We start from the raw sequence: 21,469 nt of genomic DNA, 5'->3' as shown, positions 1-21,469 counted from the left end.
TGGACCAGTCAGTGTGCTGCGACCGGAAACGTTCTGCCGGGCTGGGTCGGCCCGAGATCAAGGATCACACCGTGACCTGAGCCCGGTGTCAGAGCCTCCCGATAGCGTGCCGGCAGCCGGATTCGACTCCTCTTCGGGAGAACTACCGTGGACATTCTGCTCATCGCCGGCCTGTGGCTCGACGGATCCGCCTGGGACGGCGTTGTACCCGAACTCACTGCGCTCGGCCACCGTCCCGTGCCGCTCACCCTCCCGGGCCAGGGCGACGGCACCGCCTCCGCGACACTTGACGACCAGCTGGAAACAGTGCTTGCCGCGGTTGACGCGGCACCCGGAAAGCCCTTGGTGGTAGGGCATTCCGCCGCATCGAGCCTGGCCTGGCTGGCCGCCGACGCGCGACCGGAGAAGGTGGCCAAGGTCGCCCTGATCGGCGGCTTCCCCGCCGCCGATGGGCGGGCCTACGCCGATCACTTCGCGATCGAGGGCGGCGCCATGTCCTTCCCGGGCTGGGGCCCCTTCGAGGGCGCGGACGCCGCCGATCTGGACCAGGAGACCCGGGACCGCGTCGCGTCCGCCGCCGTCCCTGTCCCCGAGGCAGTCGCCAGGGGCGTCGTACGCCTGACCAACGAGCGCCGCTTCGATATCCCCGTTGTGGTTGTCTGCCCCGAGTTCACTCCCGCCCAGGCCAAGGAGTGGATCGCCGCCGGTGAGAGTCCTGAGCTCGCCCGCGCTACTCACCTTGAGTACGTGGACCTCGACTCGGGTCACTGGCCGATGGCCACCCGCCCCCGCGAACTCGCCCGCGTCCTGGCGGAGGCCGCCAACTCCTAGCGGTGCCGGGTTGGGTGGTCGGGCCGCGGTTGGTAGTGGTCTGCCGCCCCAGCGGAGGCCCTTCTCCTCGCGGATGCGGGCGCGTTCCTTGCGCTGGGCCGCGAGAACATCGGGATGGCGGGCGTTGGCGTGCCGCCAGCGTAGGTCGGCGTTCAGGGCACGGCTCTGAGCGGTGTGGTTGCGGTGGTTGGAGTTGGCAACGGTGAACTGCCGCAGGCCCCAGCCCCTCGTGACCCCGGACAGCGGGGTGACTCCCCGCAGTTCGAAGCGGTGCTCAGCCGCATCCGGGGGCCTCGCCCGGGGCGGGCAGGCCCCGTACCCGGCCGCGCAAAGTCCACGCGGACAAGGCGTACTCCTCTCGGAAGAATTGCGCCTATCTGCGCAGACGCGGAGTCCGCTGCACCATCCCGAACAAGGTCGACCGGCTCGCGAACCGCCTGAAGGTCGGCGCTCGCGGTGGCCGCCCGCCGCCGTTCGACAAGACCGACTACCGCGAGCGCCACGCAGTTGGATGCGGCATCAATCGCCTCAAGAGGCACCGGGCGGTGGACACCGGGCACGACAAGCTCGCCGTCCGCTACGAAGCGACCGTCCTCGTCGCAGCCATCAACGAGTGACTGCGACCAGCTGTCATACGAAACCGGCCAGGACGGCGTGTGAGCGTCAGGAATCCATGGCGGCTCGGTCGGACTCACTGCGCAGAACGCAGAATTCGTTGCCTTCGGGATCAGCAAGGATTGCCCAGCCTGAACCATCGGGATTCCGGTGATCGGCGACAAAGGTGGCACCGAGGCCCAGCAGCCGGTCCACCTCCAGGTCGCGCGAGGTCTCAGGGCGCAAACACAGATGGATCCGGTTCTTGATCGTCTTAGCCTCGGGCACCTGGTTGAAGTGCAGCGCCGGGCCCTCCGCCAGCAGCACCTGAGTCTCCCGGTCACCCGGTCCGTCCTCCGCGTGCAGCGGCCGACCGGTCACACTGCTCCAGAACCGAGCCAGCTCGTAGGCATCCGCACAGTCGATCGCCACGTTCTGCAAAACCGAGACCATGCGCGCGAGCCTTCCTGATCTCCACGCCGAACGCCACCGAGTTGCGCTCATTCTTCGCGCACACGGCTCAGGCCCTGGCAGCACTTTCGATACACGCATCAGCAGGACGCAGCCCGGCCCTCAGCAAGACCAAGGGGCATCAGCGGAGTGATGCGGGCCTCGTCGTTGCGTCCGCCGCGCTCCGTACAGCCAATGCCTTCCCGGCGGGCAGTCGTACGAGCGTCGGCACCACGGCCCCCTTGCCGCAGACAACGGGGCCGCTTCGCGCACGGCCTCCGAGCCGTTCCCGCAGGTCGCGATCGGCTGTCCCGTAGGTAATAGGGCGTTGTCTGAGGGAAGACGTCGGACCGGTTCCGCGACCGGCGCCCCGTCAGCCGCCCACCAGGGGCGACAGATCCTCAGCGCTCAACCCCGGTTCCGCGGACCGGGCTCGCCACGGCAGGTGCGGCAGGCACCCGCCGGCCGGGCTGCCGGCGCGGGCGTACGTCCACGCCGTCCGGGTGGCCGTCAGAACATGGTGAGGCCGATGAGCAGCGCCACCAGGAAGGCGACGGCTCCGGCGACCGCGCTCGCGACGCGCGGGCGGCGGCGGATGAAGGCCCGGGCGTCCATGCCCCGTGAGGGCGCGGGCGCGGCCCGGCGGGCGGCGGCGCGGCCGCCCGGCTGCGAGGCGTACGCCGGTTGAGCGCTGCCGTGGTCTGCGAGCGGGGCGGGGCCCGGTGTCTGCCCCGTGGCGGCGGGTGCCACACGGGCCGCCGGGAGGGAGCCCGTCCGGCCCTGGGCGGCGGCCCTGGCGGCACGCCGCGATCCGGGAGGGGGCGGGGTCGCGGCCGCGGCGTGACCACCGGCTCCGTAGGCCTGTCTCCGTCCCGGTCCGCCCTGGGCGGCAACGCCCGGTCCCGCCATGCCTCCGGCAGGGGCCGCCGGTGCGGGGGCGGCGGCGTGTGCTCCGGCGGGCGGAGCCGTCGTCAGCGCCGCCTGCTCGCCCGAGCCGGGAGAGGCGGGGGGCGCCCCGGCCGGCGAGGCGGCGGACGGCGAAGTGCCGGAGGACGAGGTCCGGCCGGCGCGGCCGTGCCGCGCGCGGCCGGTTGCGGCGCTCCGCGCGGCGTGCGAGCGGCCGCCGCCCTGCGTGCTCCCGTCCGGGGCCGGGGCGGGCAGCGGCTCGGGGCGGCCCTGCCAGGCGCCCGACGCGAACCAGTCCGCGACCACTTGGGCGGCGGGACGTTCCTCCGGCTGCTTGGCCAGCATGCTCAGCAGGTAGGCGTCGAAGGCGGGTGGCAGATCGGCCCCGCGCTGCCTGGGCGGGACGGGTGGCGTGTCGACGTGCTGGTAGAGCAGGGCCGTGGCGGTGTCGGCCTCGAAGGGCGGTCGGCCCGCGAGCAGTTGGTACAGGACGCAGCCGAGTGAGTACACGTCGGACGGCGGGCCGGCCTGTCGGCCCAGGGCGCGCTCCGGAGCGAGGTACAGGCCGGTGCCCACGATCTGGCCCGCCGTCGTGAGCGCCGCGTTGGGGTCGTCGACGAAGCGCGCGATGCCGAAGTCCCCCACCTTCAGGGTGCCTTCGGCGTCGAGCAGCAGGTTGCCGGGTTTGACGTCCCGGTGGACGATGCCCTGCCGGTGGGCCGCGGCCAGTCCGGACGCGGCGTGCGCGGCGAGCGCGGCGACCCGTGCGGCCGGGAGGCTGCCGCCGGCCGTGAGTTCCTGGGCCAGGCTGCGTCCCTCGACCAGCTCCATGACGAGGTAGAAGCGGTTGTCCCACAACCCGAAGTCGAACACCCCGACGACGTTCGGGTGGTTGAGGCGGGCAGCGGTCTGCGCCTCCATTCGGAAGCGGGCCGCCGCGGAGCTGTCGTCGCCGTCACCGATGAGCAGTTTGACGGCGACGGGTCTGCCCAGCACCTCGTCCGTGGCCCGCCAGACCTCGCCCATCCCGCCGCGCCCGAGGGGCGAGTCCAGTCGGTACCGATCAGCCACCAGCACCTGCGTACCATCCTCGATGTTCAAGGGCCAACTCAGCGTTTGCGGGCCGTACTTCACCGCGTGAGCAGGTGGTGGGAGAAGCCGCAGCAGCCCAAGCCTACCGTCCGTGTCCTCCGGTCCCGCGCCCGGCGGACGAATCCGGCCGGATCGGCATCCCCGCGGCTGATTCGCTGCTCTGCCTGCTCGTTGCCCTGCCGGTCGCCGCTCAGCCGTCCGCCGCCCGGTCGTCCGCCGCTCCGCCCGTGCCCCCGCGGCCCCGCGGCCCGGTGTCAGGCCGCCCGGTCCTCCCGTCGCAGAAAGGCCAGGCGGGCGCGCTTCTCGGGCAGGTGGACGTCGGGCAGGTCGATCTCGGGCAGGAGGATCTCCGGCCCGAGGACGAAGCCGGAACGGGCGAAGCGGGCGATGGCCTTCTCGTTGCGGGCGTCCGGTTCGACGACGATCCGCCGCCGGTCCGGGTCGGCCAGTGCGCAGTCGACCAGTGCCGACAGGAGGCGGCCGGTGAATCCGGGCCGTGCCGGGCCGTCGGCGGCGGCAACCAGCAGATGGATGCCGATGTCGCCGGGCTCGGCCTCGTAGCAGAGGCTGACCCGGTCCTCGGTGGGCTCGTACGTCTGGAAGAGCGCGACCGGTTCGCCGTCCCGGTGCACGAGGAATGCGTGGTGCGTGGTGAGGCCGTCCATGTGCGCGTAGATCGCGCGGACGTCCTCGACCGTCGTCCCGGTCATGCCCCAGAAGCGTGCCCGCTCGTCGTCGACCCAGCGGTGGATCAGGGCCGCGTCCCCGCCGGGGTCGACGGGGACGACGGTGACGGTGCCGAGGCCTTCGACGGCCCGCTCGTGGACGGGTCGGCGGGCGCCGGTCTCAGGACTGCTGGACATGGAACTCCTCGGTGAGGGTCAGTCGGGTGAAGTCGGTGACGACGGGGATGAGTTCGCCGCGCAGCCACAGTGGGAGCTGGTCGCGGCGGTGGGGGTCGCCGGGGACTCCGGAGGCACCGAACGGGACCACCCAGAGGCTGTCGTCCCGGCGTGCCAGGTCCCAGGCGTAACGGGCGGCGGGGCCGCGTGCGCTGCGGTCGGTGAGGCCGGGGACGCTGCTGGTGGACAGCACGCAGTCGTGGTCCCCCGGCAGTCCCGGCCACTCATCGGCCCGGAGGCGGGCCGCGTCCGCCCCCGTGCCCGCGTTCCCCCGTGCGCCCGGGCCCATGTCCGCATCCGTGTCCGCATCCGTGTCCGCATCCGTGTCCGCATCCGTGTCCGCATCCGTGTCCGGCAGGGCCTGCCAGGGGGCCAGCCGGTGCCGCTCGCCCCACGGCGCCGCGGGCGGGTCGGCCGCGACCTCCTCCACGGCGGCCCTGACCGCCTCGGCCCTGTCGGCGGCGGGCAGCAGCGGCGCCGTCAGCAGGTGCTCCAGGGCGAAGGCGACCCGCGGCAGCAGGGCGACGAAGGGCAGGAACACCTCGGGGAGCGCCGGGGGTTCGGCCAGCGGCACGAGGACGGGGTGGGCAGCGAGGCGGCGTACCACCGCCGACCGGACGGCGGCGTAGGCGGAGGCGTCGACGCTGCCCGCGTCCATGCGCCGGTTCCAGTCCAGCAGCCGGCCGCGCAGGCGCAGGGCGTCCTCGCCGAGCCCGTCGAGCGCGGCCAGCAGGCCGAGCAGCGGACCGGCCGGGGGGATGCGGGTGTCGGTGTGGACAGTGGGCATGTCCCCGGCCGACCAGGCCACCGGCATGTCCAGCAGCTGTCGGATGCGTTCCGCCCGGTGCGGGGGCGCGAACTCGACGCCGAGCGGGGCGGCGAGACCGCGCTCGTTGGCCATCACCGCGATGCCGCCGGCGACGTGGGCCCGGGGCAGCGGCTCGTGCCGGCCCTGCCACTCGTGTCCTGGCTCCCAGGCCGGTACGACGCCCAGCATGTTGTCCCGGTGGCGCAGGGGCACCGTGCCCGCGACCCGGTGCAGCAGTCCGCCCTGCGTGTCGGCGGCCTGCACGACGTTGACGGGCTCGGCCCACAGGCCGAAGGCGGCGTCGACGTCGGCGACCGTACGGGCCCGGAGCAGCCGGGGCAGCGCCCGGAAGCCGAGGTCCGCGCGGACGCGCGGCGGCTGGCGCAGGCTGATGGCCGCCGGTCCGCCGGGGCCGGGGAGGCCGCCGTCGGCGTCCGGGCCGCCGGCGACCACGGGGCCGCGTTCGGTCTCCACGATCTCGACCTCGACCGGCTTCCCGTCCCTGACCTCGATGGTCTCGGTGTGCGAGGCGGCGGGCCGCCATCCGTCCGGGCCGAGTGCCTCGACCCCCTCGTCGGTCCGCCGCAGCCGCTCGGCGTACAGATCCTGATAGTCCGCCATGGCGTTGGTGATGCCCCAGGCCACGGTGCCCGTGTGGCCGAAGTGGCCGATTCCGGGAACGCCGGGGACGGCGAGTCCCACGACGTCGTACTCCGGGCAGGACAGATGGATCTGCTGGTAGACGCCCGGGTCCTCGATGAAGCGGTGCGGGTCGCCCGCGATGACGGGCGCGCCGGTGGCGGTGCGCTCGCCGGTGACGAGCCAGCCGTTGCTGCCCGAGGTGACGGGTCCGTCGGTGTGGAACAGCGCGACCGCGTCGGGGCCCAGGGTGCGGGCGACCATGTCGCGCCAGAGCTTGGCGGGGAACCCGGCGAACAGAATGTGCGTGGAGAGCCAGATGCCCAGCGGTGTCCACGGTCGCCAGCGGCCCGGTTCCAGGCCGGTGGCGGCGAACTCCGGTGCCCGGCGGGCTGCTTCGGCGAGACCGGCGCCGACCCCGTCGGTGTAGGCCTCGACCCAGGCGGCGGTCTCCTCGTCCAGGGCGGCGAAGCAGCGCCGTGCGGTGTCGTCGAGCCTGGCCTGCCGTGCGAACCGGTCCCAGCCGACGGCCTCCGCGCCCAGGAACGCGGCGGTGGTGCCCTGCGAACGGTGCCGCTCGACCTCCAGCTGCCAGGCCCTGTCCGTGGCGGCGTTGTGCCCCTGCGCGTACGCGAGCTCGAGGGCGCTGCCGGCCCGCAGATGCGGGATCCCCCAGCTGTCCCGGTAGACCTGGATGCTCACGCGTCCCTCCACAAAGTTTAGGTTAGGCTCGCCTAACCTAAATGGCCGGTACGCCGGAAGCAATCCCGGACCCCTCGGTGTGACCGCGAATGCCCGAATGGCGGCCTTGCCCGGCCGCCTGTTCGCCCGGCCGAATACTCGAACATCGCAGTGGGCAGCAGCGGAGCCGAGGCGCGACGGCTCGACAGCGCGGCGAGGCGTGCCACGCGCAGAGGGATGAGACCCGCGCGGGCGGCACGGCGCCCGCAAAAAGGGTCCAGGCCCACGGGCGCCCGCGAGCCTGGAGGAGAGGGGAAGGAAGGGAAGGGACCGGACCGGACCGGACCGGACCGGACCGGACCGGACCGGATCGGACCGGACCGGACCGGACCGCTCAGTGCGCGATGCCGTCGATCAGTTCGCGCGCGCCCTGGCGCAGCAGGGCGACGGCCACCGAGGTGCCGAGCGTGGCCGGGTCGAGCGGGCCCGCCCACTCGTGGGCGTTGAGGACCGTCTTCCCGTCCGGGGTGAAGACGCAGGCGCGCAGCGACAGGTCGCTGTCGTTGCGGCCGGAGCGCGCGTAGCCGGCGATCGGTGAGTTGCAGTGCCCCTGGAGGACGTGCAGGAGCATGCGCTCCGCCGTGGCCTCGCGGTAGGCGTCACGGTCGCCGAGGCCGCTGACCGCGTCGATGGTGGCGGTGTCGTCCTCACGGCACTGGAGGGCGAGGATTCCGGCACCGATGGGCGGGCACATCGTCTCGACCGGGAGGGCCTCGGTGATGACGTCCTCACGGCCGATGCGCTCCAGCCCCGAGACCGCGAGGAGCAGCGCGTCGGCCTCGCCCGCGTACAGCTTCTCCAGGCGCCGGTTGGCGTTGCCGCGCATCGGTACGCACGTCAGGTGCGGGTGGGAGGCCGCCAGTTGGGCGACGCGGCGCACGGAGGAGGTGCCGATCCGGGTGCCGGCGGGCAGTTCGTCCAGGGTGAGCCCGCCCGGATGGATCAGCGCGTCGCGGATGTCGTCGCGCTCGAGGAAGGCGGCGAAGGTGGTCCCGGCCGGCAGCGGGCGGTCGGCGGGGATGTCCTTGACGCAGTGCACCGCCAGGTCGGCCTCGCCCGCGAGCAGTGCGGCGTCGACCTCCTTGGTGAAGGCGCCCTTGCCGCCGAGCCGGGCGAGATCACCCATCCAGCGGTCGCCCGAGGTGGTGACGGGCACGACCTCGGTACGGACGCCGGGGTAGAGGGCGGCGAGTTCGGCGCGTACGCGCTCCACCTGCGCCAGCGCCATGGGGGAGGACCGGGACACGATGCGGATCAGCTCGGGAGCGGACATGGACCAACGATAGACCCCGCCCGGCCGCTTCCCCGAACCTCCTGGTAGAACGCCGGTCCGGGCCATCTCGCGTTGAGGGCAGGGGCGTTGCCCCCGGGACGCCGGCGCGACCGCGGGAGGGGCCGGGAGCCGCGGAAAGGGCCGCGGGGAGGGGCGCCACGGCCGGCACCGGTGAGTGACGGAGAACTCTTATGCAACTAGTTGCAGAAGAAGGCGGACGTCCTCTACAAAGGACGCACGACACCCGCGCGAGGAGACGACGGATGACCGCGTACCCCCACCTGCTGAGCCCGCTCGACCTGGGCTTCACCACGCTCCCCAACCGTGTGCTCATGGGCTCGATGCACGTCGGACTGGAAGAGGCCGAGCGTGGCTTCGAGCGCATGGCCGCCTTCTATTCGGCACGGGCACGCGGCGGCGCCGGGCTCATCGTCACCGGCGGCATCTCACCGGACGAGCGGGGCCGGCCGTACGAGGGCGGTGCCAAGCTCACCACGGACGCCGAGGCCGAGCAGCACGCCGTGGTCACCGAGGCCGTGCACCGCGAGGGCGGCCGGATCGCCATGCAGATCCTGCACTTCGGGCGGTACGCCTACCACCAGGACCTGGTCGCACCCAGCGCGCTCCAGGCCCCCATCAACCCGGCGGTCCCGCGTGCGCTCACCGAGGACGAGGTCGAGGAGACCATCGAGTCCTTCGTCCGCGCGGCCGGCCTGGCGCAGGCGGCCGGCTACGACGGAGTCGAGATCATGGGCTCCGAGGGTTACCTGATCAATGAGTTCATCGTTTCCGCGACCAACCGGCGCACCGACCGCTGGGGCGGCTCGTACGAGAACCGGATCCGGTTCCCCGTCGAGATAGTCCGCCGGGTCCGCGAGCGAGTCGGGCCCGAGTTCATCCTGATCTACCGGCTGTCCATGCTGGACCTCGTCCCCGGGGGCTCCTCGCTGGACGAGGTGATCACCCTCGCCAGGGAGGTCGAGGCGGCGGGCGCGACCATCATCAACACCGGCATCGGCTGGCACGAGGCCCGCATCCCCACCATCGCGACCTCCGTGCCGCGCGGCGCGTACAGCTGGGTCACGAAGAAGGTGATGGGCGCGGTCTCCGTGCCGCTGGTGACGAGCAACCGCATCAACACCCCCGAGGTGGCGGAGCAGTTGCTCGCCGAGGGCCGCGCCGACATGGTGTCGATGGCCCGCCCGTTCCTCGCCGACCCCGAGTTCGTCGCCAAGGCCCGGGCGGGGCGCCCGGAGACCATCAACACCTGCATCGGCTGCAACCAGGCCTGCCTGGACCACACCTTCAGCGGGAAGATCACCTCCTGCCTGGTCAATCCGCGCGCCTGCCACGAGACCGAACTCGTGCTCTCCCCCACCCGGCACCGCAAGCGCGTGGCCGTGATCGGCGCGGGGCCGGCCGGGCTGGCGCTGTCCGTCGCCGCGGCAGAGCGCGGGCACTCCGTGACCCTCTTCGACGCGGCGGCCGAGACAGGCGGCCAGCTCAACCTCGCCCGGCAGGTCCCCGGCAAGGAGGAGTTCGACGAGACGCTGCGGTACTTCCGCGTGCAGCTCGAACAGCACGGCGTGGACGTCCGGCTGAACACCCGGGTGGAGGCCGGCGACCCGGAGCTCGACGCGTACGACGAGATCGTGGTCGCCACCGGCGTCACCCCGCGCACGCCGGACATCCCGGGCATCGACCACAGCAGCGTCGTCAGCTACCTGGACGTGCTGCGCGACCACGCGCCGGTCGGCGAGCGGGTCGCGATCATCGGCGCGGGCGGCATCGGCTTCGACATCGCCGAGTACCTGACCGACAGCGGTGAGAAGACGAGCCTGGACCCGGACGTGTACTTCCGCCACTGGGGCGTCGACACCGACTACCGCACGGCGGGCGGGCTGCGCCTGCCCGAGCGGCCGCGGCCGCCGCGGACCGTGCACCTCCTCCAGCGCAAGCCGGGCAAGGTCGGCGCGGGACTGGGCACGACCACCGGCTGGATCCACCGCGCCGAGCTCAAGCACCGGGGCGTGACACTGGTGTCCGGGGCGGCGTACGACCGTATCGACGACGAGGGCCTGCACGTCACGGTCGAAGGCAACCCGGCCGTCCTGCCCGTCGACACGGTGGTGCTGTGCGCCGGGCAGGAGCCGAACCGCGCGCTGTACGAGGAACTGCGGGCCGCCGGCCGCCCGGTGCACCTGATCGGCGGCGCGGACGAAGCCGCCGAACTCGATGCCAAGCGGGCGATCCTCCAGGGCACGGAACTCGCGGCCAGGCTGTGACCGCCCTCCGCGCCCCCGTGCCTGCCGCACGGGGGCGCGGAGGCCGGGCCCGGGGCAGCCGCCCGGGGGCCCTCCGGCCGGCGTCCCTCCCCGCGACACACGGCAGGGCGGGAGGACGACCCCGGCCCCACCGCTCGCGGCACGCCGCGGCGCCCTTCGCGGGGCACGGGCCGCGGACGGCGGTCCGCGGCGCCGGGGAGGTCCACCGGACGGTGCGGACCCGAGGCCGGGCGCTGGGCGCGGCCCACGCCCGAGCGGCGCGGGAGCCGGCGCCACGGGCCCGGCCGGGACGCCGTCGGCGGCACATTCCCGCAGGACCCGGCACGCGCGCCGGTGTCCGCGCCGCACGGGCATCGCACAGTGAGCTGCCTGAGAGGCCGTACCTAGGATGCCTGCATGTCCCTGCCCCACGCGATCCTCACCGCCCTGCTGGAGAAGCCCTCGTCGGGCCTCGAACTGGCCCGCCGTTTCGACAAGTCCATCGGCTACTTCTGGTCGGCGACGCACCAGCAGATCTACCGCGAGCTGGGGCGCCTCGAGGAGAGCGGTATGATCCGGGCCCTCCCGTCCGAGCGGCCCGCCCAGGGCCGGCGCAAGGAGTACGAGGTGCTTCCCGCGGGCCGCGCGGAACTGAGCGACTGGGTGGCCTGCGGCGAGGACCCCAAGCAGGTGCGGGACCCGCTGCTGCTGCGCATGCGCGCGGCGGCCGTGGTGGGCACGACCGGCCTGGAGGCCGAACTGGAACGCCATCTGGAGCTGCACCGGCGTCAGCTGGCGGAGTACGAGGAGATCGAACGCCGCGACTTCCCGGACAGCCCCGGGAACGAGCCCGATCTGCTGCGGCACCTCGTGCTCCAGGGGGGCATCGATCTGGAGACGTTCTGGATCGGCTGGCTCACCAAGGCGCTCGCGGGCCTGCGGAAGGCCTGAGCGCCGCTTGAGGACGACGCCGTCGACGGCGACGGCGCATCGTGAGAGGAAGAGGAGAGGCCATGTCCATTCTGGAACGGTTCCGTGCGGCGGTGGAGAAGCGGGACCTCGCCGCCATGGAGGAGCTCTTCACGCCCGACGCCCGGCTCTACAGCCCGGTGAAGTTCCGCCCCTTCGAGGGCAGGCCCATGATCATGGGCCTGCTCGGGGTACTGCTGCGCACCTTCGGCGACTTCCACTACGTCGGCGAGTTCACCGGCACCTCCGGCACGAGCTCCACCGGCGAGGAGACCCCCTCGGCCGTGCTGGAGTTCCGGGCGACCGTGGACGGCAGGGAGATCCACGGTATCGATCTCTTCCATTTCGACGAGGCCGGTCTGATCATGGAGCTCACGGTCATGGTGCGCCCGCAGTCCGCCGTCGTCGCGCTCGGCCAGGCGGTCCTGGCGGGCCTGGCCGAGGACGGGCTCGTGCCGGCCCCGGGCGCCTGACACGCGGCGCGCGCCGTACGGATGGAGTCCGCACGGCGCGCGTGGTGCCGCCCCGTTCACGGGTGGTGCCGTGGGTTCGCCGGAGGCTGGTTCCGGCGTACCGGCGCGCCGGTGTGGCACCCGGCTCAGAAGGCGAAGACGGCCGCGCCCTCGACGTTCTTGACGCAGTCGTTGCCGAAGGTGCGTTCGTAGTCGACTCGCTCGCCGCGCCAGACGCCCTGGGCGGTGACGACCACGGGGTCGTACTGGAAGGTGCAGATCCCCGGCTTCCCTTGCCCGGTCAGGGCCAGTTTGCCGAAGTCTCCGTCGGCCGCCGCCAGTTGGTCACAGGCGTCACGCGGGGAGGGGTGCGTGCCCGTGGTGCGCGGCTCGCAGGTGAGTGTGACCGCCCGCTCCGGGGAGGTGCCGGCCGCGTCCTCTCCATGGGCCACGGTGAGGACCAGGGCCGAGGGGGCGTACAGGGACTGCGATTCGGCGGCTGCGGTGCCGTGCAGCGGACCGAGGACCGCTGCTGTCAGCAGGGTTCCGGTCGCCGCCCATCGCGCGGGTGTCCGCATTGTGTGCATCCTTCCGCTTGGTGTGCCGGGTTGGCGTTCGGGAGTCTGCCGAGAACACCTGCGGAATGCACATCAACCACCCGCATTTCAGTAAATTTGAGCATTGAATCACTGGCTTGAAGTGACGGCGAGCCAGGGCCGGGAGCCATGACAGCTCGGTCCGGCGTTGCCGGAACGGGCAATACCGGCGGCCGGATCCCGCCACCCGGCAATAGGCGTGAAACATTCCGTTTGTGGCGGGCGGACGCCACCGGGGGCTGGGCGGGGCCTGCGGAGGGCTCAGCGGGATCCGGAGGGATGCCTCAGGGGGACCCGGAGGGGCGCGGTACCTGCCCCAGCGCTCCGTTCCCGGCCGTACGCCGCCCCTCCGGCCGCCCCCTCGGCTTTCCGCCGGGCTTTCCGCCGGGCTCTTCGTCGGCCTTTCCGCCGGGCGGGTCCGGCTGCCCCGACCGGCTGTACTGCCTGGCCTGGAGCCCGTACATCGTGGCGTAACGCCCGCCCCGGGCGAGCAGTTCGTCGTGACCGCCCTGTTCGACGAGACGGCCCTCGTGCAGTACGTAGATGATGTCGGCGTGCCGGACGGCGGCCATCCGGTGTGTGACCAGGACGACGGCGCGGTCGGGCCCCGCCAGGCCGCGGATCTTGTCGAACGCGGCAATCTCGGCGGCAGGGTCGAGGGCGGAGGTCGGCTCGTCGACGATGACCACCCTGGCCTCGCGGTAGCGGGCCCGGGCCAGACCGATCTTCTGCCACTGACCGCCGGACAGTTCCGAGGCGCCGCGGAACACTCGGGCGAGCAGGGTGTCCATGCCCCGGGGCAGTTCGGCGATCACCCGGTCCGCTCCCGCGTAGCGGGCGGCCGTCTCCAGGTCACCGGCGCCGGGCTCGCGGCCCGGCTGTCCGATGCGGATGTTGGTCCGGGCAGTGAAGGGCCAGCGTTCGAAATCCTGGGTGAGCAGGCTGACCTGCTCGAAGACCCGGTCGCGGTCGGCCTCGGCGAGGTCGATGTCGTCCCAGCGGATGCGCCCGGAGTCGGGCAGGTTGAGTCCCGCGAGGAGTTTGACGAGTGTGCTCTTGCCCGAGCCGTTCTCGCCGACCAGGGCGACGACCGAGCCCATGGGGACGGCCAGGGAGACTCCGTCGACGGCCGGGGCGGGCCGGTCGGGGTAGCGGAAGGTGACGTCCTCCAGGACGACGGCCCGCGGTCGGTCCGGAATGCCGAGCCCGCCCTCCGGGATGGCGCGCCGCCGCGCCTCTTCGAGGAACCGCTCCAGGTCCCGTACATACAGGGACTCCTCGTGCAACTGGTTGATGTTCATCACCAGCGCGCCGAGAGCCGCCGAACCGGTGCGCACGGCGACGACCGCCGTGCCGGCGACCGACATCTCCATGTGCCCGGTCAGGATGAGCCAGGCCAGCGCGCCGTACGTGCCCAGGGCGGCGAGGCCGGACAGCGCGGCGGCCAGCAGTTCGGTGGCGGCCTTGTCCCGGGCCAGCCTGGTCTGTTCGGTCTCGGCGGACTCCGCCATCCGCCGGAAGTGGCGCAGCAGGAAGGCGCCCGTGCCATGGACGCGGACCTCCTGGGCCGCGGTGCGTGAAGTCAGCAGCTCACCGATCAGCCGCCCGGCCCTGACGTGTTCCACCCAGTTCATCACCGACACGTAGCGGCGCTGCGCGACGCGCATGGCACCCCAGCCGCGCGGGGCCGCGATCAGCAGGAGCATCGGGAGCAGCACCGGGTGCAGCACGGCGAGCACACCGCCCACCGCGACCAGCGACAGCACACCGTTGATCGCGGCGACACAGGCACCGATCATGGTGCGGGCCGAACGCGCCCCGAACTGGGCGACGTCGATCAGGCGCCTGAACTCGCCGTCCTCCACCGCCTCCAGCTCCACCCGGGCGGCGGCCTCCAGGTACTGCTCGGTCGCGGCCCGCTCCACCTTGGGCTCCAGACGTCCGGCCGCCGCCGTGGACAGCGAGGCCAGCAGTGCCGCGGCGACCGCGACGACGGCCCCCGCGATCAGCGCGGGCAGCGCCTCCCGCAGCCGGTCCGCCGGGTCCCCGCCGGCGAGCAGCGCGCCCAGCACGGCGTTGACCGCCAGCAGTCCGAGCGCCGCCGTGACGCCCTGTCCGATCTCGCTCACCCCGACGGTGACCAGCGCCCTGCGGTCGGTGCGCCAGGCCAGTCGCACCGTGCCCGCCACGAGCTGAGGGAGCGCCCGGATCGCGCCGCCGATCGTCAGCTCGATGATCGCGTACTCGTGGGTGCTCCACCCCATGTCGTACCGCAACGGCCCGCCGAACAGCTCGCGTTCGCTGTCCGACACCGCCGGATCGGCCGGCTTCGGCCGCCGCAGAAGCCGCCTCACCCCGTCGAACGCCACCCGAACTCCCCCTCGCCCGTCCGCGTGCCCAGGACACCCCCGAAGCGTTCCCCTCCTGAGACCGGTCATCGCACCGGGCACCCCGGCGCGGGCAGCACTGGGCCACGGTGTGCCTTCCTCCGCACTCCCCCGCGCACCTCCCCGCACCTCCGCGGGAGCGGTCACGCACCGGTCCGTAGGGTGACGGTGTGCGCGAGCCGTTCTCGGGGCGGGCGGGCAGTGCGGCAGTCGCTGCGGACACCCTGGGCCCCGGGACAACTCCCAGTTGACTCACGGAAGGCACCATGTCGACACCTCCGCAGTACCCCGGTGGTCAGGGGCACGACCCGTTCCAGCAGCGGCCGTACCCGCCCCGGCACCAGCATCCGCAGTATCCGGCGCAGCCCCAGCAGGCGTACGGCCAGGCGCACCCCGGTCCCCCGGCGCCGTACCAGCCGTACCAGCCGCCCTACGGTTACGGGCAGCCGTACGCGCCGTGGGTCCCGCCCTATGCCGGCTGGTGGCGGCGGGCCGGGGCCTGGGCGCTGGACGTACTGGTGGTCTTCGGGTCCCTGTACGGGCCGATCGGACTCGCGGCGCTGATCGGGAGCAGCGACGAGGGCACGGCGGCGCAGGTCACGGCGAACGTCGTGGCCGTGCTCGGGCTGGTCGCCTTCGTGGCGGTGATCGTGTACCAGCTGCGCGGCGAGGGCAGGACCGGGCAGACGCTCGGCAAGAGGGCGCTGGGGATACGGGTGCTCGGTGAGCGGGACGGGCAGCCGCTCGGGATCGGTACGGCGCTGCTGCGGCGGCTCGCGCAGGCCGTGAACGGGTTCGTGTTCGGTCTGGGCTGGCTGTGGGCGGCCTGGGACGTGAAGAAGCAGACCTTCGCCGACAAGATGGTCGGCGCGGTCGTGGTCCGGGCGCTCGGCTGACGGCGGCGGGGCACTGCCCGGCGGGGCCGCCGCCGCGGCCCGCCGCGCACCCGGGGACCGCGGGGCGAGCGCGAACCGCGTGGCGGGCGGCGGGGCTCGGCGGCCGTCGTGTCGGTGTCAGTGACCGTGGTCCGCCCGGCGATGCGGGCCGACCGGCCCGCGGAGGGTCAGGGCTTGCGGGCCACGCCGCCGTAGATGTCCGTCGGCTCCGGCGTGGTGCCCGGCTCGGGCCGCCACAGCGGGCAGGAGACGATGCCCGGCTCCAGCAGCTCCAGCCCCTCGTAGTAGGCCTCGAGCTGGCGGGGGCTGCGCAGCACGTAGGGGACTGCGCCGGTGTCGTCGTAACCCTGCTGGGCCTGCTTGAGCTCGGCGTCGGTGTCGGTGCTGTCGTAGTGCACGAAGTAGCTGCCGGAGGGCAGGGCGGCCTGGAGGCGGCGGACGATGGACTTGGCCTCCTCGTAGTCCTGGATGTGGCCGAGGATGCCCATGAGCATCAGGGCGACCGGCTTGTCGAAGTCCAGGATCTTGCCCGCGGCGTCGATGATGCGCTCCGGGTCGCGCAGGTCGGCGTCGATGTAGTCCGTCACGCCCTCGGGGGTGCTGGTCAGCAGCGCCTGGGCGTGCCGCAGGACGAGCGGGTCGTTGTCGACGTAGACGATCCGTGACTCGGGGGCCACGCGCTGGGCGACCTGGTGGGTGTTGTCGTACGTGGGCAGGCCGGTGCCGATGTCGAGGAACTGGCGGATGCCCAGCTCGCCCGCGACGAGGGACACCGCGCGGATGAGGTACATGCGGGACTCGCGGGCCATGGTCTCGATGTTCGGGGCGACCTGGCGGTACGCGTCACCGGCCTCGCGGTCGACGTCGTAGTTGTCCTTGCCGCCCATCCAGTAGTTCCAGATGCGCGCCGAGTGCGGCACCGTCGTGTCGATCTTCGACAGCGCTTCCCGGTCGGGGGTGGGTCGGCCTTCTGCCATGGGAACTCTCCTGCCGTGCATGACGTGGTGGGTCACTGACCGTCACCAACCTACCGTCAACTACCTTGTGATCATGCTCAGTTGAGTGGAAGTGGAGCCAACGGGGGCACGGATGCGGTGGCTGTGCCCGGTCACGTCGACAGTGACGACGGGGACGTGCTGGGCGAGTGTCCTGAAGGCCCGCTCGTAGGCGGAGGCGGCGGCCGCCTCGGGGGTTTCCCCGGCCGCGGCCCGGCACTCTTTCCCGGCGGTGTCCCCTGCCGTGCCCCCTGCCGCGGCGGCCTCGCCGCCGGAGCGCGGCGCGGCGGTGAGATGGATGATGGCGCCGTCGCGTTCGGCGACGGTCTCGGCGAAATCGAGGGCCTGGATCCAGGTGACCCGGGACCGGCCGCGCAGCAGCGGCCCGTAGACGAGTTCACGGATGAGGCTGCCGTCGACGGCGATCCGGCCCGGGCCGGCGAGCAGTTCGCGATAGGGCTGGGTCGGATCCACATGATGAAGCTTCCCCGGCGAGCGCCTGATCACGAATCCGTGCCGGGAGAGTTCCGTGACCAGGGGTGCCCTGCCGATGCCGTCGGGCCCCTCGATGACCAGGGTCCGGCACAGGGTCACGGCACGGGGAAGATTCACCGGGTTCCCCGTGCGGGAGGGGGCGTACCGGCGCGCATGCTGCTCCCTTCGTCACCCGTCCCCGGGCGGGCGGACGGACGTACGGCGGTGGCTCGGCTCCTCAGTCTGCGCGGACAACCCGCACGGGGGGGAGTACGCGTGCGGGTTGTCCGGTTGTGCGGCCGTAGTGGTGCCTGACGGCCGGGCCGCGCGGGTGCGCAGTCGTACGGGAGCGGGACGTGTCACCGGAGCGGTGCGCCGTGCGCCGTGCCGGGAGCCTGCCCCGCGGCCGTGGCCGCTCAGGCGACGAGGAAGTCCGCCTGGCCGGCCTTGGCGCCCTCGAGGAACGAGACCATCTCGTCACGGGTGTAGACGAGGGCGGGACCGCCGGGGTCCCTGGACTGGCGGAAGGCCACACTGCCGTCGTGCAGTCGCTTGACTTCGACGCAACTGCCGCCGTTGGTGCCGCTCCAGGGCTTGTGCCAGCCCTCGGTGCCGAGATCCTCCGCGGGCATGCCGCTGTACACGGGCTCGGGCTCTTCGGATGCCGTGGATGCCATGTCTCACAACTCCTTACGCAGTTCGCCCAGGATCGACCTGGTCCGTGCGACCGGTTCCGCCTGTACGGACATCCGGTCCAGTACTTCGAGGTAGGTCACGACGTCGGCGGGCTGATCGACATAGGCCGAGCCGACGAGGCTCTCGGTGTAGACGATGTCGGGCAGTTCGGAGAAGCCGAAGCGGAAGTAGTGGAAGGGCCCGAAGGCTCCGGGGTGGGGTCCCGACGCGAAGCGCAGGACCTGGATCCGGACCTTGGGCATGTCCAGGGCCTCGATCAGGCGGTCGATCTGGGTCCGCATCACCTCCGCACCGCCCACCGGGCGGCGCAGCACCGTTTCGTCCAGCAGGGCCCAGACAGCGGGTGAGTCGGGCTTGGCGAGCAGTTCCTGGCGCCTGGTGCGCAGGGCGACCCGGCGCGCGATGTCCTCCTCGTTCTCGTTGGGGAAGCCGATCCGCATCAGCGCGGCGGCGTACTCGTCGGTCTGGAGGAGGCCGGGCACGTAGTGCGGTTCGTAGAGGCGGATGACGGTGGCTTCGCTCTCCAGGCTGACGTAGGCGCTGAACCACTCGGGCAGTACGTCGCGGTACTTGTACCACCACCCGGGCTGGTTGGCCTTCCGCGCCATGGCGAGGAAGTCCTCGATCTCCGCCGCCGGCACTCCGTAGGTCCGCAGCAGTTCCTTCACATAGGGGATGCGCAGGCCGACCTCGGCCTTCTCGATCCGGCGGACCGTCAGAGGCGTCACCTCAATGGCCCGCGCGGCCTCATCGAACGACACTCCCGCCTGTTCCCGCAGCTGCCTCAGCCGTTTGCCCAGGACGATGCGCAGAACGGTCGGTGCGCTGCCGCCTCCAGAGCGGGTGTCGCTCACGTGCTACCTCCCGGTACCGCCATCAGGCGTGCAGTCTGCCACGCGTGGGGACGACACAGGCAGGGCGTTGCGGCTCGTTCTGAAATTATCAGAACGCCGGTTGCGTGTTGAGCTCTCCGGCCACCATAGTGATCGAGTGACCTGTCGCACATTCCGCGGCGACGGCGCCCGAGTGAGCCCGTCCGTAACGGAGTTGACCCCAATCGGTCCGACGCCGTGCGGGCGGTGCCGCGCGGACCGTGATGTGAGACCTGGATGGCCACAGTGACCAACGGACAGTCAAGGGGCCCGGGCAGGGGCCCGGGCGAGGCGAACAAGGCGCTGGCGGCAGCCCTCAAGGAGTCCGGCTGCTCCTACGCCTCGCTCGCCCTGCGGGTCAACGAACTGGGCCGCCGCCAGGGCACGGACACCAATTACGACAAGGCGTCCGTGGCCCGCTGGCTCCAGGGCCAGCAACCTCGGGGCACCACGCCCGAGTTGATAGCCGCCGTGCTCTCGGAACGGCTCGGCCGCGCGGTCACGGCCTCAGAGCTCGGCTTTCTCGCCGACCAGCAGCGCCCGGTCGTGGGACGGGCGCTCGTGTACCGCGAGGACGTGGCAGACACCTTGCACACCCTGGCAGAACTGGGATCGACCGACATCTCGCGCCGCAGCCTGCTCGGCGCGGTCCCCTTCGTCGCCGGAGCGCTGACGCATCCTCAGCGCGAGTGGCTGCTGTGGCTGGTGGAGAACCAGGACACGCCGCAGCTGGCCCCGGTGCCGGACCAGGGGCCCGTCGAACAGGTCCACGCGATGATCGGCATGTTCGACCAGATGGACAACCACTACGGCGGGGGCGGGGTGCGCACCAGCATCGTGCACTACCTCTCCACCGAGGTGGTCCCGATGCTCCAGCGGCGCGGTGCCGCGCCCCACCAGCAGCGGCAGTTGTTCGCGGCCGCGGCCAGGCTGGCCGCCATGGCGGGCTGGAGCTCCTACGACGCGGGCGAGTACGGGCTCGCGCAGCGCTACATGACCCAGGGGCTCAGACTCTGCGCCGAGGGCCGCGACCGGGTGCTGGGCGGGCAGATCCTGGCCGGCATGTCACACCTGGCCACCAGTCTGGGCCGCCCCGACGAGGGGGTCGCGCTTGCCAGGGCGGGGGTCGCCACGGCGAAGAACGCGGGCAGCCCGCTCGGGCTGATGCGGCTCTACGCCATGGCGGCGCGCGGGCACGCGGCACTGGGCCGCGCCACCGAGGCCCAGGAGGCGCTGCGCGCGGCCGAGGAGCAGCTGGAGGCCAGCCGCGGGGCCGGACAGGAGTCGGCCTGGGTGCGTTTCCTCGACCACCACTACCTCCAGGCCGAGGCGGCGGTCTGCTTCCGGGACCTCGGGCTCGCCGCCCAGGCGGAGCGGACCGCGAGCGCGTCCGTGCGCGCCAACGCCGACCGGCGCAGGCGCCAGGCGATCAGCCGGTCCGTGCTGGCGACGGCGCATTTGCAGCAGAACCGGCTGGACGAGGCGATCGGCACCGCGACCCAGGCGCTCGAGACCCTGAGCGGGGTGCACAGCGAGCGTTCGATCCAGGCGCTGCGGGACTTCAGGCGGCGGCTGGAGCCGCGCCGCCACGAACCGCTGGTGAAGGAGTTCGAGCGCAGGTCACGCCCGGTTCTCGGGGCGGTGGCGTAATGGCTCACGGCATCTTCGGCGTCGTGGCGGGGGACGTCATCACCGGGCCGGAGACGGCGGCCCGGGCATTCGTGTCCGGGCCCGGTCCGGTGATGGCCCCCACCGTCGCGACGGGGGATGCCGTGGCAGGAAACGCCCTGACGGGGGTCAGGGCGTACGGGGGCGGCGCGCACGGGGACGGCGCGACGTCGGGGGGACGGCGCGCCGTTCGGGGATGGCGGCGCGCCCGGGGGGCCGGTGTGCGTGACGGGGTGAGTGCGCCGGCCCCTCAGTAACCGTCGGGAGTGGATGCGTTCTGGGCGCGGTCGACAGGGAGGTGAGCGCCGGAGATGCCGCTGGACCAGTCGGAGAGCAGGAATGCCACGACGCGGGCGACCTCCTGCGGGGTGACGGGTGCGCCGAGCGGGAGTTCGGCCGCGACGAAGCGCGCGAAGGCCTCCGGGTCCTCCCTGCGCATCCGGTCCCAGCGCCGCCCGGGAATGATCATGGAGCCGGGCGAGACGGCGTTGACCCGGATGCCGTCCGGCCCGAGTTCGCGGGCGAGCGAGCCCGCCAGGTGGATCTGGGCGGACTTCGCCGCCCCGTACTGCGCCTGCGGGCCCGGTCTCCAGCCGGAGATCGAGGCGATGACGACGACCGAGCCCCCGCCCGCCGCCCTGAGGTGCGGGACGGCGGCCCGTACCAGCCGCGCGGTGTGGCCGACGTTGATCTCCCAGGTGGCGGCCCAGTCGCCGGCGTCCGCCTGTTCGAAGGCGCCGCCCCGGGAGCCTCCGGCGCAGGCGACCACCCCGTCGAGTCCGCCAAAACGTTTCGCCGCAGTGAGGACAAAGGCCTCCAGCCGGTCGGGCTCGGTGATGTCGAGAGCCTCGGTGAACAGCCGGGAGCGCTCCTGCGCGTCCAGGGAAGCGGCCAGCGCCTCCAGACCACCGGCGCCGCGGGCACAGGTGGCCACCGTGGCGCCCCCCGCGGCGAGCAGCCGCAC

18 protein-coding genes and 1 pseudogene are annotated in these 21,469 nt (G+C 72.7%); 6 read left to right on the top strand and 13 right to left on the bottom strand.

Annotation, left to right across the window (positions count from 1 at the left end):
* Window positions 1-147: 147 nt before the first annotated feature.
* On the top strand, window positions 148-831 hold the full coding sequence (locus GUY61_RS10165) for an alpha/beta fold hydrolase (protein ID WP_166629757.1): 684 nt from the start codon (window positions 148-150) through the stop codon (window positions 829-831).
* Between the two features lie 21 nt (window positions 832-852).
* Here GUY61_RS10165 and GUY61_RS39995 read toward each other — a convergent pair.
* From GUY61_RS39995 to hemC, 6 genes and pseudogenes are all read right to left on the bottom strand, one after another.
* Window positions 853-1,047: pseudogene (locus tag GUY61_RS39995) on the bottom strand (IS630 family transposase); the annotation flags it as partial.
* A gap of 447 nt (window positions 1,048-1,494) precedes the next feature.
* Window positions 1,495-1,878, bottom strand: a complete 384-nt coding sequence (locus GUY61_RS10155; RefSeq protein ID WP_166629756.1) for a VOC family protein — start codon at window positions 1,876-1,878, stop codon at window positions 1,495-1,497.
* A gap of 507 nt (window positions 1,879-2,385) precedes the next feature.
* Window positions 2,386-3,852, bottom strand: a complete 1,467-nt coding sequence (locus GUY61_RS41815; RefSeq protein ID WP_398954928.1) for a serine/threonine-protein kinase — start codon at window positions 3,850-3,852, stop codon at window positions 2,386-2,388.
* Between the two features lie 275 nt (window positions 3,853-4,127).
* Window positions 4,128-4,736, bottom strand: coding sequence for a GNAT family N-acetyltransferase (locus tag GUY61_RS10145; protein WP_166629755.1), 609 nt, complete (start codon window positions 4,734-4,736; stop codon window positions 4,128-4,130).
* Complete coding sequence (locus GUY61_RS10140) at window positions 4,720-6,924, bottom strand: penicillin acylase family protein (protein ID WP_166629754.1); 2,205 nt, start codon at window positions 6,922-6,924, stop codon at window positions 4,720-4,722. The genes GUY61_RS10145 and GUY61_RS10140 overlap by 17 nt, the downstream gene beginning before the upstream one ends.
* 373 nt (window positions 6,925-7,297) lie before the next feature.
* The gene (gene hemC / locus GUY61_RS10135) at window positions 7,298-8,236 is read right to left on the bottom strand and encodes a hydroxymethylbilane synthase (protein WP_166629753.1); all 939 of its coding nucleotides are present in this window, start codon (window positions 8,234-8,236) and stop codon (window positions 7,298-7,300) included.
* A 263-nt stretch (window positions 8,237-8,499) separates the two neighbouring features.
* Between hemC and GUY61_RS10130 the strand changes: the two genes are divergently transcribed.
* The 3 genes from GUY61_RS10130 (at window position 8,500) to GUY61_RS10120 (ending at window position 11,942) form a co-directional block, all read left to right on the top strand.
* Window positions 8,500-10,521, top strand: a complete 2,022-nt coding sequence (locus GUY61_RS10130; RefSeq protein ID WP_166629752.1) for an NADPH-dependent 2,4-dienoyl-CoA reductase — start codon at window positions 8,500-8,502, stop codon at window positions 10,519-10,521.
* Between the two features lie 396 nt (window positions 10,522-10,917).
* Complete coding sequence (locus GUY61_RS10125; protein ID WP_166629751.1) at window positions 10,918-11,451, top strand: PadR family transcriptional regulator; 534 nt, start codon at window positions 10,918-10,920, stop codon at window positions 11,449-11,451.
* Window positions 11,452-11,513: 62 nt separating this feature from the next.
* Complete coding sequence (locus GUY61_RS10120) at window positions 11,514-11,942, top strand: nuclear transport factor 2 family protein (protein ID WP_166629750.1); 429 nt, start codon at window positions 11,514-11,516, stop codon at window positions 11,940-11,942.
* Between the two features lie 125 nt (window positions 11,943-12,067).
* On the opposite strand, the gene GUY61_RS10115 is transcribed toward GUY61_RS10120, so the two are convergent.
* Entirely contained in the window at window positions 12,068-12,499 is a 432-nt protein-coding gene (locus GUY61_RS10115; RefSeq protein ID WP_166629749.1) for a subtilase-type protease inhibitor, read from the bottom strand.
* Window positions 12,500-12,801: 302 nt separating this feature from the next.
* Window positions 12,802-14,829 (bottom strand): ABC transporter ATP-binding protein, encoded by a 2,028-nt coding sequence (locus GUY61_RS10110; RefSeq protein WP_166629748.1) that lies wholly within the window; start codon window positions 14,827-14,829, stop codon window positions 12,802-12,804.
* A 341-nt stretch (window positions 14,830-15,170) separates the two neighbouring features.
* On the opposite strand from GUY61_RS10110, the gene GUY61_RS10105 reads away from it, so the two are divergent.
* Window positions 15,171-15,800, top strand: coding sequence for an RDD family protein (locus GUY61_RS10105; RefSeq protein ID WP_166629747.1), 630 nt, complete (start codon window positions 15,171-15,173; stop codon window positions 15,798-15,800).
* A 167-nt stretch (window positions 15,801-15,967) separates the two neighbouring features.
* Here the strand turns inward: GUY61_RS10105 and GUY61_RS10100 are convergent, their stop codons facing one another.
* The 4 genes from GUY61_RS10100 to GUY61_RS10085 all read right to left on the bottom strand — a co-directional run bounded on the left by GUY61_RS10100 (window position 15,968) and on the right by GUY61_RS10085 (window position 18,819).
* Window positions 15,968-16,777, bottom strand: a complete 810-nt coding sequence (locus tag GUY61_RS10100; RefSeq protein ID WP_166629746.1) for an SAM-dependent methyltransferase — start codon at window positions 16,775-16,777, stop codon at window positions 15,968-15,970.
* A 60-nt stretch (window positions 16,778-16,837) separates the two neighbouring features.
* Window positions 16,838-17,407 carry a hypothetical protein gene (locus tag GUY61_RS10095; RefSeq protein ID WP_166629745.1) on the bottom strand — a complete coding sequence of 190 codons (570 nt, stop codon included), beginning with the start codon at window positions 17,405-17,407 and terminating at the stop codon, window positions 16,838-16,840.
* 278 nt (window positions 17,408-17,685) lie between these two features.
* A complete protein-coding gene (locus GUY61_RS10090) occupies window positions 17,686-17,946 on the bottom strand; it encodes a DUF397 domain-containing protein (RefSeq protein ID WP_166629744.1) in 261 nt (86 codons plus the stop codon).
* Window positions 17,947-17,949: 3 nt separating this feature from the next.
* On the bottom strand, window positions 17,950-18,819 hold the full coding sequence (locus tag GUY61_RS10085) for a helix-turn-helix transcriptional regulator (RefSeq protein WP_313896602.1): 870 nt from the start codon (window positions 18,817-18,819) through the stop codon (window positions 17,950-17,952).
* A 255-nt stretch (window positions 18,820-19,074) separates the two neighbouring features.
* Here GUY61_RS10085 and GUY61_RS10080 point away from each other — a divergent pair, with 255 nt between their 5' ends.
* Entirely contained in the window at window positions 19,075-20,487 is a 1,413-nt protein-coding gene (locus tag GUY61_RS10080; protein ID WP_166629743.1) for a hypothetical protein, read from the top strand.
* A gap of 268 nt (window positions 20,488-20,755) precedes the next feature.
* Here the strand turns inward: GUY61_RS10080 and GUY61_RS10075 are convergent.
* Window positions 20,756-21,469, bottom strand: a 714-nt coding sequence (locus tag GUY61_RS10075) for an SDR family NAD(P)-dependent oxidoreductase (protein ID WP_166629742.1), incomplete at its 5' end; no start/stop codon positions are given.

It is taken from the genome of Streptomyces sp. GC420 (genome assembly GCF_009916105.1).
Classification (GTDB): Bacteria; Actinomycetota; Actinomycetes; order Streptomycetales; family Streptomycetaceae; genus Streptomyces.
This window is presented reverse-complemented; position numbering and strand designations above follow the sequence as displayed.

Coding starts and splice junctions, on each gene's coding strand:
- GUY61_RS10130 (WP_166629752.1), top strand. CDS start 8,500: ATGACCGCGTACCCCCACCTGCTGAGCCCGCTCGACCTGGGCTTCACC.
- GUY61_RS10125 (WP_166629751.1), top strand. CDS start 10,918: ATGTCCCTGCCCCACGCGATCCTCACCGCCCTGCTGGAGAAGCCCTCG.
- GUY61_RS10100 (WP_166629746.1), bottom strand. CDS start 16,777: ATGGCAGAAGGCCGACCCACCCCCGACCGGGAAGCGCTGTCGAAGATC.
- GUY61_RS10155 (WP_166629756.1), bottom strand. CDS start 1,878: ATGGTCTCGGTTTTGCAGAACGTGGCGATCGACTGTGCGGATGCCTAC.
- GUY61_RS10120 (WP_166629750.1), top strand. CDS start 11,514: ATGTCCATTCTGGAACGGTTCCGTGCGGCGGTGGAGAAGCGGGACCTC.
- hemC (WP_166629753.1), bottom strand. CDS start 8,236: ATGTCCGCTCCCGAGCTGATCCGCATCGTGTCCCGGTCCTCCCCCATG.
- GUY61_RS10080 (WP_166629743.1), top strand. CDS start 19,075: ATGGCCACAGTGACCAACGGACAGTCAAGGGGCCCGGGCAGGGGCCCG.
- GUY61_RS10145 (WP_166629755.1), bottom strand. CDS start 4,736: ATGTCCAGCAGTCCTGAGACCGGCGCCCGCCGACCCGTCCACGAGCGG.
- GUY61_RS10115 (WP_166629749.1), bottom strand. CDS start 12,499: ATGCGGACACCCGCGCGATGGGCGGCGACCGGAACCCTGCTGACAGCA.
- GUY61_RS10105 (WP_166629747.1), top strand. CDS start 15,171: ATGTCGACACCTCCGCAGTACCCCGGTGGTCAGGGGCACGACCCGTTC.
- GUY61_RS10090 (WP_166629744.1), bottom strand. CDS start 17,946: ATGGCATCCACGGCATCCGAAGAGCCCGAGCCCGTGTACAGCGGCATG.